The following is a 7,389-nucleotide window of genomic DNA, read 5'->3' as shown; positions in this document are numbered from 1 at the left end:
GGCGACGTCCGGAAGTGGGTCGCGTCGGCGTGCTCGTCGCGGCCGCACAGCACCTCACCGCGGTCTCCTTCCAGACGCTACCGGCGAGTGTCGCGTCCCCCCTCGTGAACACGCAGGCAGTGGTGGCGGTGGTCCTTGGCGCGGTGCTGCTGGACGAACCGCGGTTCGGCACGCGCCTCGCGGCGGCGGCGCTGGCGGTCACCGGCGTCGCGATCATCTCGCTCGCGTGACCAGTCACTCCCTGAACCGATTCGATCACGGCTGCAGGGTTGCCGAAGTCACCACGCTGCTCGTGCCAGTAACTCCGCTGGGCGTTCGAAACGAGAGAGGAGAGGCGGAAGGGATGTGGCGGTGGCGGTTGACTTCTCGCGGATTGCGGCCGCGCGCCGGGGACGCGGCCGCGGTGGCGGACGCGGAGTGGACGTGGTTTCGTTTGCCGGTTCGACGAGAAAAGCGTCGAACAACGGCAACAGAGGGTAACGCCCGCCCGTACTTAAATTCACGTATCGCGGCCGGTTCGGTGCTCGGCGGCCGCCGAACGGTCGAATGGCCGCCTGGATGCCCGACTACCGTCGCCGGTCCTCCAGCGCCGGGAAGTCCTCGCGGACCGCCGCCACGCGGTCGGGGTCGAGGTCCACGTACACCACGTCCGGGTGGTCCCCCGTGCTCGCTATCTGGGTCCCCCAGGGGTCGTAGACGGCCGAGCGACCGAGCAGTGCGGCGTCCTCGAAGTCGCCGCTCCCGTTCACGGCAGCGACGTAGGCGAGGTTCTCGACGGCCCGCGCCTGCGGCAGCAGCTTCCAGTGTTCGACGCGCGGGTACGGCCACGCCGACGGCACCAGCAGGAGGTCCACCCCGTCCTCGACCAGTTCGCGGTAGAGTTCCGGGAACCGGAGGTCGTAACACGTCGTCACCGCCGCGGTGAAGCCGCCGATCTCTGCGGTCGGCACCGCCTCCCCCGGCGTGAGCAGTTGCGCTTCCGCGGACTCGTAGCCGAACAGGTGGTGCTTCCGGTACGTCAACAGCCGGTCCCCCGTCTCGTCGAAGAGGACGCTCGTGTTCGCGAGCCCCTCGTCCGCGGGGCCGCTGTCGGTTTCGGCGAGGTCCTCGACGACGCTCCCGGCGAGCACGGCGACACCCGCCTCGACGCCCGCCTCCCGGATCGACGTCAGCGTCGGGCCGTCCAGCGGTTCGGCCTCGCGCTGGTAGGAGTCGAACGCGAAGAAGCCGACGTTGAACAGCTCCGGGAGACAGACCAGGTCCGCGCCGCGGTCAGCGGCGTCCTCGATCGCCGTAATCGCGCGCTCGACGTTCGCATCGACCGCGGCCGCCTCGACGTCGAACTGGGCGAGCGCGACGCGCATCTCAGGCCTCCGCCTCCACTGCGCGCTGGAGGCCGTCCAGTTCGTCGTCGAGGTTCCGCTTGAAGAACCGCTCGACGCCCGGGACCTTCCCGTCCACCACGAACGTGTTGGTCACTCGCGACCCGCCGTTCAATGGTTCCACCTGGTGCTCGCCGGTGACGGAGAACACGCTGGACTTCCCCACGAACTTCACGTACTCCGGCGCCCGCACGTCGACGTCGCGCGTCTCCACGTCGATAGTCGAACGCACGACGGGAATCGGGAGGCGGACGTGCCACGTCGTCGTGTCGCCCTCGTGGTCGTAGCTGTCCACGACGCTGATGGCGGACGCGCGTTGCTCGGGGTCCGAGATGAACGCCCAGACTTCCTCCGGCGACGCCGACACCTCGAACGTACGCTCCACCCGAACGGTCATACTCGGAGTTGTCCGTCCGCCTGCAAAAAGACGCCGGTCGTCCCGTCGTCGCACGAGTCCGCGTCGACGGGACTGCTCCCGGCTGCCGACCGTCGGACTTCGGTAGCTGCGAGCAGTCGGAACTGCCTCGGCTGCCCGCGGTCGGGACTACGCCGGTTCGACGCGCCACGTCGTCGATCGGGCCCGACTCCACTTCTCGATGTCCACGTCCTCGGACTTCTCGGCCAGTTCGGGGAGGCGCACACCGACCTGCTTGGATGAGAGCCCGAGGTGTTCGGCGATGTTCTTCGCGCGGAAGTAGCGCTCGCCCTTCTCGACACTCTCGCGGAGGAACTCCAGGATGCGTCGTTCCTCGTCGGTGTATTCGTCAGTCATCTACACGTAGATACGCACGTTGGCGGTTTATCGCTTCCGCTACCCCCAGACGTGGAACGCCGCGACGCACAGCGCCGAGAACGTGACGGCGGCGGCGAATCCGAGTGCGGTTTCGAACTGTCCGGGCGTGACGAACGTGTACGCGGACGCCGCGACGGCGAGCAGGCCGAGCGCGAGCCGATGCCGATGCCCATGTCCGTCTCCTGGGTGGACCCTGTCGTCATGGCTGGGCGTTGCGCGGGCCGCCCCTTAACTGGTTCTACTCGCTTCGGTCCGGACCCCCCTGGAACCAGCCTGACGGGCCGCAGTTCGAGTCCGGCGAGTGGAGGCCAACAGACTTTCAACGCGAAGGCACCCGATACGGGTATGGACGTGCGTGCGCTGTTGGTGGGGAGCAAGATACGCATCGCTGTGACCGTCGTCGCCGGTCTCGTGCTGGTCGTCGGCGGCGCGTTCGTCGCGGGGGTCGTCGGCGTTCCGAGCGTCGAGCGGGTCGACAACCGGTTCGGGGACGTCAACGAGACCGACACCGAGATCGAGACGGACCTCGTCGTGCACAACCCCAACCCGGTTGGGGTGCACCTGGGCGACGTCAGCATCGACTACGACGTGGCGATGAACGGCATCGAGATGGCGCGCGGGGAGAAACACGGTGTCGGCATCGGCAGCGGGAACTCCACGGTGAACCTGACGACGTACCTGCAGAACGAACGCATCCCCGACTGGTGGGTGAGCCACATCAGGGGCGACGAGCAGACGACCATGACCGTCGACGCCGAGGTCTCCGGCCTCCTCGGGCAGTCGGCGACGTTCCAGCCGGCCGAGGAGTCCATCGAGACCGACCTCGTCAGCCAGTTCAACTCCAGCGAGGACCGCCCGGTCAACGCGGACGTGACGCTCGTCGAGGACCCCGTGTTGGTCATCGAACGCACGAACGCGTCCTGGGGCGAGGTGACCGACTCGGAGACGCCGATCGACCTCGAGTTCCAGGCGTACAACCCGAAGAGCTCGCCGGTCGTCATCTCGAATATCGGCTACAACATCACGATGAACGACATCCAGGTCGGGGCGGGCGAAACGCGGGAGACCGAGACCATCCCCGGGAAGACGTCCCGGGTCGTGGAGACGCCGACCGCCATCCAGAACCAGCGCCTCGACGACTGGTGGGTGAGCCACGTCGAGAACGACCAGACGACGGAACTGCGCATCGACTTCTACGCGGAGATCGAACCGCCGGGCAGCGACGACCCGATCCGCGTGCCGCTGGACGGCATGACCTACACGAAGACCATCGAAACGGACATGTTCGGCACGAAGGGCGACGCGTCTGGTGACGCTGGCGGGGCCGACGACTCGAAAACGACGACCACTGACGGCGACACCACGACGACCGAAGACGATTCGACGACTGAAGACGGTTCGACGACCGAAGACGGCACAACGTCCGACGGGACGACGACGGACGAATCGAATACAACTGAGGACGGCGGCACGACGGACGACGGCATCCTCGCACGCGGTCCGACGCTACGCACTGACTGAACGCTCGACGGTTCACGGTCGTCTGTCCTGTCAGTCGGCGTTACCATCGCCATCCAATCCGCCGGTCGACGTTGTCACCGGAGATAGCTTTTTACCGGTTGGGTCGCTTGAAGGGAGTATGAACCGGAGTACCCACGCTCCTGGTCGAGTTCTCCCAGAGTGAACAGTCCATCGCCGCCGAGCCAGACGGCGGCGACATCTGCGTCACAGTCGACGGCGAAACCATGCAGTTGTCCCGCGAGCACGCCGCCGAACTGCGGGACGCCGTCGGTGACGCGCTGACGAGACGCGAGGAATTCTTCCGCACTGCCTGCGAGCACCGCGAGGACGGAAGTTACGTCGTCGAGCGCCGCGGCGCTGATTCGACGGGCAACTCCACCGTCTTCGATAGCTTCAGCGAGGTCCGCCGGCTGTTCGAGCGCCTGCCCGAGTCGTTCGACGCGTCGGCGATGTCCACCGCCGGCGTCACGGGGTCGCGTCGGCACATGCTGGTGCGGCACTTCGCCGAACACCCGACGTTCCCGTGCTCGCTGTCCTCACGGAACCCCCTGGAGGCCGAGAAAGACGTCTGAGTGCCACGGTCGCCGCTCGTGGAGAAGCTTCTTCACTACCGGCTGACACCATCTGGTATGCCCTCCCTGACGACCGGCCGACCGCTCGACGACGACGGACAGCCAATCGACGGTCACGCGCTGGAACTGGACACGGACGGCCGCGCCGCCGAACTGCTCACAGAGTCGCCCCACGCGCTCGCGTCCGGACCGGGATCGGGGACGTGGTCGGTGCTGCTCGACGACTACAGCGACGACCGGCCGGAGATGGTGGTGTGGCTGGCGCCGGACGCTGCCGAACTCCCGCCCCACGTCCACCGCACCACCGAGGAAACCTTCGAGGCGCTGACAGGCGAACTCACGGTCGTCGTCGAAGCGGAAGTTCACCGGCTCACGGCGGGCGAGTCGCGAACTGTCGAACCCGGCGTGTCGCACTTCTTCCGCAACGACACTGACGGCTTTGTGGCGTTCCGAGTGGAGCCACCCTGGGCGAAGACCGTCCAGACCCAGTACACGTTCTTCGGATGCGACCACGAGGGGAAGTTCGGCAGCGAGGGCGAGTACGGCGAACCCGGGGCGCTCCACGCGCTCGTACTGAGCGAGGCGGTCAGCGACGAGACGCGTATCGACGTCGCGCCACGGCTACTGCAGCGCGCGGCGTGGGCGACGCTCGGTCGACTCGCCAAACGTCTCGGGCACAGGGCGATCGAAGAACGGTACCTGACCGACGAGTTCTGGCGCGACCACGTCGAACAGCCCGACCGATAGTCCCTGTGCGGCCGCTCTCGGACAGTCCCTGGTCCGGGTCGACTGTCTGTAGGGGCCGATTCGACTCAGCTGATCGTCGTGTGCGCGGACTGCTCGTTCAGCCCCAGGTTCGCCGCGATTTCGGCGTTCCGCATCGCGTACTGCGCGGTCTGCTGGAGGCTCACGAGCACCTCGCGAACTTCCAGGAGGTCGTCGTTGTCCATCTCGGGGAGGTCTGCGAGGATGTCGCCCTCGCGGTCGCCGAGTTCCCCGAACAGTTCGCGCACCTCGACGGTGGCGTCGTAGTCACGGGCGACGACCGCGTCGACGGCGGCGGCCGTGATCTCGTCGACCTGGTCGGTGAACTCGCGGATGCGCCGCATCGTCGACTGGTCGACGTCGAGCGTGTGGTCGTCGGCGTCGAGGACGATCTCGGCGATGTCCTCGGCGTTGTCCGCGGTGAGTTCGAGGTTCTTCGCGACCGACCGGTAGCCGATGAGCGGGAAGCCGTCGTCGAGACCGACGGCCCGCGCGAGACTCGGATTCTGGTAGGCGGTGAAGATGAGCCTGAGGAGGAGGACGAAGATCTTGTTCGCCTGCCGTTCGCGGTTGAGCGCGCGCTGCGCGAGGTCGGGGCTGCCGCGCGCAAGCGCCTGCACGGCCTCCTCGCGCATCGTCGACCCGGTGTTCTCGAGGCGCTCGAGGAGGTTGTCCAGGTCGAAGTCCTCAGGGTCCACCGAACACCGGATGGTGATGCGTTCAGGGGTCTCCTCGACGACGCCGAGGCCCATCAGCTGGGTTTCGGCCTTGTAGACGGCGTTGATGTGCTCGGATTCGAGCGCGTCCTCGCTCTCGACGTGGATGATGCGGCGGCCGAGGACGTACTGCCCGACGATGGCGCGCTCGACGGCGTCGGCGTCGAAGTTCTCGGCGTGAATCGCCGCTTCGGTCTCCTCGCCGTGTGCGGACTCCGGCGTCACCGTCAGCGACCCCTTCCCGCTCTCGCGCACGGTGACCTCGTCGCCCTTCTCGACGTCCTGCTTGCGCGCCCACTTTGCGGGTAGCGTCATCGCCAGCGTAGACGGCCCCAGCCGCTGGACCTTCCGGGTTTCCATACGCCCAGAACGCGCTGGAACGACCTTAGTCTTACCCCTCCAACCTTATATTTGCCTTAAGGTCCCGGCGGGCGAGCCGGACCCCACCGTGTTTCCGGGGGGTTTTTCGGTGTGACACGCCTAGAGCGTTGTATGGGTTTTGGTAGCTACGACGAGTCCGAGCAGGGGAGCCAGGACACAGAAATCGACGAAGAAGGGTCCGTGAACGTCCACCAGAACGACCACGACGGGGACGTGAACTTCGACTCCGGTGCGGACAGCGACGAACTCATCGACCAGCTGCAGTCGATGAAAGACGACGAGTAGCGACCCGGTACACGGTCACTGTTTCTTCCAGCGCGGTCGCAGACGACAGCGTTGACGCTCCAGGAACTACTCGACGCGTGGCTCGCTGACGCCGCCTACACGACTTTCATCATCCGTTCTTCGAAGCGCCCGGTCCTGACCCTCGCCCAGCCGCGCAGCGACTCGTCGACGTCCTCGTCGCCAGTGTCGACGCGCAGGACGCCGGTTTCGTCGAGTTTCCGCGGTGACGCCAGCACGCGGACCTCGCTTCGCTCGACGACGGCCGGCGAGATCTGCTGGTTCCCGCGGCCGAACACGAACCCCTGGCCGCCGATGGGTGAGACGAGGATGACGTTCTCGTCGCCGAGCGCGTCCAGAATCTCGTCCTCGCTGCCGTCTTTCACGACGAGTTCGCCGTCCCGGTAGACGTCGACGCCCAGCGGCGTCCCGTCCACGCCGAGTTCGTCGGCCACGCCTCCGATTGTGCTGCCCGGTCCGAGGACGTACGTCACACCTGGCTCGACGCTCTCGGCGACAGCTTCCGCGAGCGCTCCCGTGCTCCCCGAGTGCACCTGCTTGGCGGACTGCACGTCGTCGTCGGCGACGGGCACCTCGGCGACGCCCTGGAGGCGCGTCCGGACCTCGCCCTCGCGGTACGCGTCCTCGTCGATGTCGTTGACCTCCCTGGGCTTCGTCTCCTCGAACGTCGCCGCGACGCGGCCGGCGACGTCGGGCCGCACCGCGAACACGGAGGAATACACTTTCACGCCAGCCGGCACGCCGAGCACGGGGACGTCAGCGTCGGCGGCGTCGAGCGCGTCCACGACGTCCGTGGCCGTGCCGTCCCCGCCGACGAACAGAATCAGGTCGACGCCGCGGTCGACGAACTCCCGGACAGCAGCCTTGGAGTCCGCAGCGGTCGTCTCGTCGCCAGCGGGTTCGCCAACGACGTGCGGGTCGAAGCCCGCTGCCCGGGCCTCCGCTGCCCCCATCTC

At 67.2% G+C, this 7,389-nt stretch carries 11 protein-coding genes; 5 read left to right on the top strand and 6 right to left on the bottom strand.

Annotated elements, in window-relative coordinates:
- Positions 1-230 (top strand): EamA family transporter (locus GRX66_RS14575; RefSeq protein ID WP_159527211.1); only part of this gene is annotated, 230 nt, incomplete at its 5' end.
- A 336-nt stretch (positions 231-566) separates the two neighbouring features.
- On the opposite strand, the gene GRX66_RS14570 is transcribed toward GRX66_RS14575, so the two are convergent.
- The 4 genes from GRX66_RS14570 to GRX66_RS20965 form a co-directional block, all read right to left on the bottom strand.
- Entirely contained in the window at positions 567-1,364 is a 798-nt protein-coding gene (locus GRX66_RS14570; RefSeq protein ID WP_159527210.1) for a carbon-nitrogen family hydrolase, read from the bottom strand.
- Position 1,365: 1 nt separating this feature from the next.
- Positions 1,366-1,779 carry a CoxG family protein gene (locus tag GRX66_RS14565; protein ID WP_159527209.1) on the bottom strand — a complete coding sequence of 138 codons (414 nt, stop codon included), beginning with the start codon at positions 1,777-1,779 and terminating at the stop codon, positions 1,366-1,368.
- 147 nt (positions 1,780-1,926) lie between these two features.
- A complete protein-coding gene (locus GRX66_RS14560; RefSeq protein ID WP_159527208.1) occupies positions 1,927-2,154 on the bottom strand; it encodes a DUF7123 family protein in 228 nt (75 codons plus the stop codon).
- 39 nt (positions 2,155-2,193) lie between these two features.
- Positions 2,194-2,319, bottom strand: a complete 126-nt coding sequence (locus GRX66_RS20965; RefSeq protein ID WP_449271468.1) for a DUF7525 family protein — start codon at positions 2,317-2,319, stop codon at positions 2,194-2,196.
- A 201-nt stretch (positions 2,320-2,520) separates the two neighbouring features.
- Here GRX66_RS20965 and GRX66_RS14555 point away from each other — a divergent pair, with 201 nt between their 5' ends.
- From GRX66_RS14555 to GRX66_RS14545, 3 genes are all read left to right on the top strand, one after another.
- Positions 2,521-3,696: an LEA type 2 family protein gene (locus GRX66_RS14555; RefSeq protein ID WP_159527207.1), complete on the top strand. Its 1,176-nt coding sequence runs from the start codon at positions 2,521-2,523 to the stop codon at positions 3,694-3,696.
- Between the two features lie 224 nt (positions 3,697-3,920).
- Positions 3,921-4,268 carry a DUF7528 family protein gene (locus GRX66_RS14550; protein ID WP_159527206.1) on the top strand — a complete coding sequence of 116 codons (348 nt, stop codon included), beginning with the start codon at positions 3,921-3,923 and terminating at the stop codon, positions 4,266-4,268.
- Between the two features lie 57 nt (positions 4,269-4,325).
- Positions 4,326-5,015 carry a cupin domain-containing protein gene (locus GRX66_RS14545; protein WP_159527205.1) on the top strand — a complete coding sequence of 230 codons (690 nt, stop codon included), beginning with the start codon at positions 4,326-4,328 and terminating at the stop codon, positions 5,013-5,015.
- 65 nt (positions 5,016-5,080) lie between these two features.
- Here the strand turns inward: GRX66_RS14545 and GRX66_RS14540 are convergent, their stop codons facing one another.
- Positions 5,081-6,109, bottom strand: a complete 1,029-nt coding sequence (locus GRX66_RS14540) for a phosphate signaling complex PhoU family protein (protein ID WP_159527204.1) — start codon at positions 6,107-6,109, stop codon at positions 5,081-5,083.
- A gap of 132 nt (positions 6,110-6,241) precedes the next feature.
- On the opposite strand from GRX66_RS14540, the gene GRX66_RS14535 reads away from it, so the two are divergent.
- A complete protein-coding gene (locus GRX66_RS14535; protein WP_159527203.1) occupies positions 6,242-6,415 on the top strand; it encodes a DUF5786 family protein in 174 nt (57 codons plus the stop codon).
- Positions 6,416-6,510: 95 nt separating this feature from the next.
- On the opposite strand, the gene GRX66_RS14530 is transcribed toward GRX66_RS14535, so the two are convergent.
- A partial coding sequence (locus tag GRX66_RS14530) for an ATP-NAD kinase family protein (RefSeq protein ID WP_159527202.1) occupies positions 6,511-7,389 on the bottom strand: 879 nt, incomplete at its 5' end.

The sequence above is a fragment of the Halobacterium bonnevillei genome, assembly GCF_009831555.1.
In the GTDB taxonomy this organism is placed as follows: domain Archaea; phylum Halobacteriota; class Halobacteria; order Halobacteriales; family Halobacteriaceae; genus Halobacterium; species Halobacterium bonnevillei.
This window is presented reverse-complemented; position numbering and strand designations above follow the sequence as displayed.

Excerpts from the sequence above, each read along its gene's own strand:
- GRX66_RS14565 (WP_159527209.1), bottom strand. The coding sequence starts at position 1,779 with ATGACCGTTCGGGTGGAGCGTACGTTCGAGGTGTCGGCGTCGCCGGAG.
- GRX66_RS14570 (WP_159527210.1), bottom strand. The coding sequence starts at position 1,364 with ATGCGCGTCGCGCTCGCCCAGTTCGACGTCGAGGCGGCCGCGGTCGAT.
- GRX66_RS14555 (WP_159527207.1), top strand. The coding sequence starts at position 2,521 with ATGGACGTGCGTGCGCTGTTGGTGGGGAGCAAGATACGCATCGCTGTG.
- GRX66_RS14545 (WP_159527205.1), top strand. The coding sequence starts at position 4,326 with ATGCCCTCCCTGACGACCGGCCGACCGCTCGACGACGACGGACAGCCA.
- GRX66_RS14535 (WP_159527203.1), top strand. The coding sequence starts at position 6,242 with ATGGGTTTTGGTAGCTACGACGAGTCCGAGCAGGGGAGCCAGGACACA.
- GRX66_RS14540 (WP_159527204.1), bottom strand. The coding sequence starts at position 6,109 with ATGGAAACCCGGAAGGTCCAGCGGCTGGGGCCGTCTACGCTGGCGATG.
- GRX66_RS14560 (WP_159527208.1), bottom strand. The coding sequence starts at position 2,154 with ATGACTGACGAATACACCGACGAGGAACGACGCATCCTGGAGTTCCTC.
- GRX66_RS14550 (WP_159527206.1), top strand. The coding sequence starts at position 3,921 with ATGCAGTTGTCCCGCGAGCACGCCGCCGAACTGCGGGACGCCGTCGGT.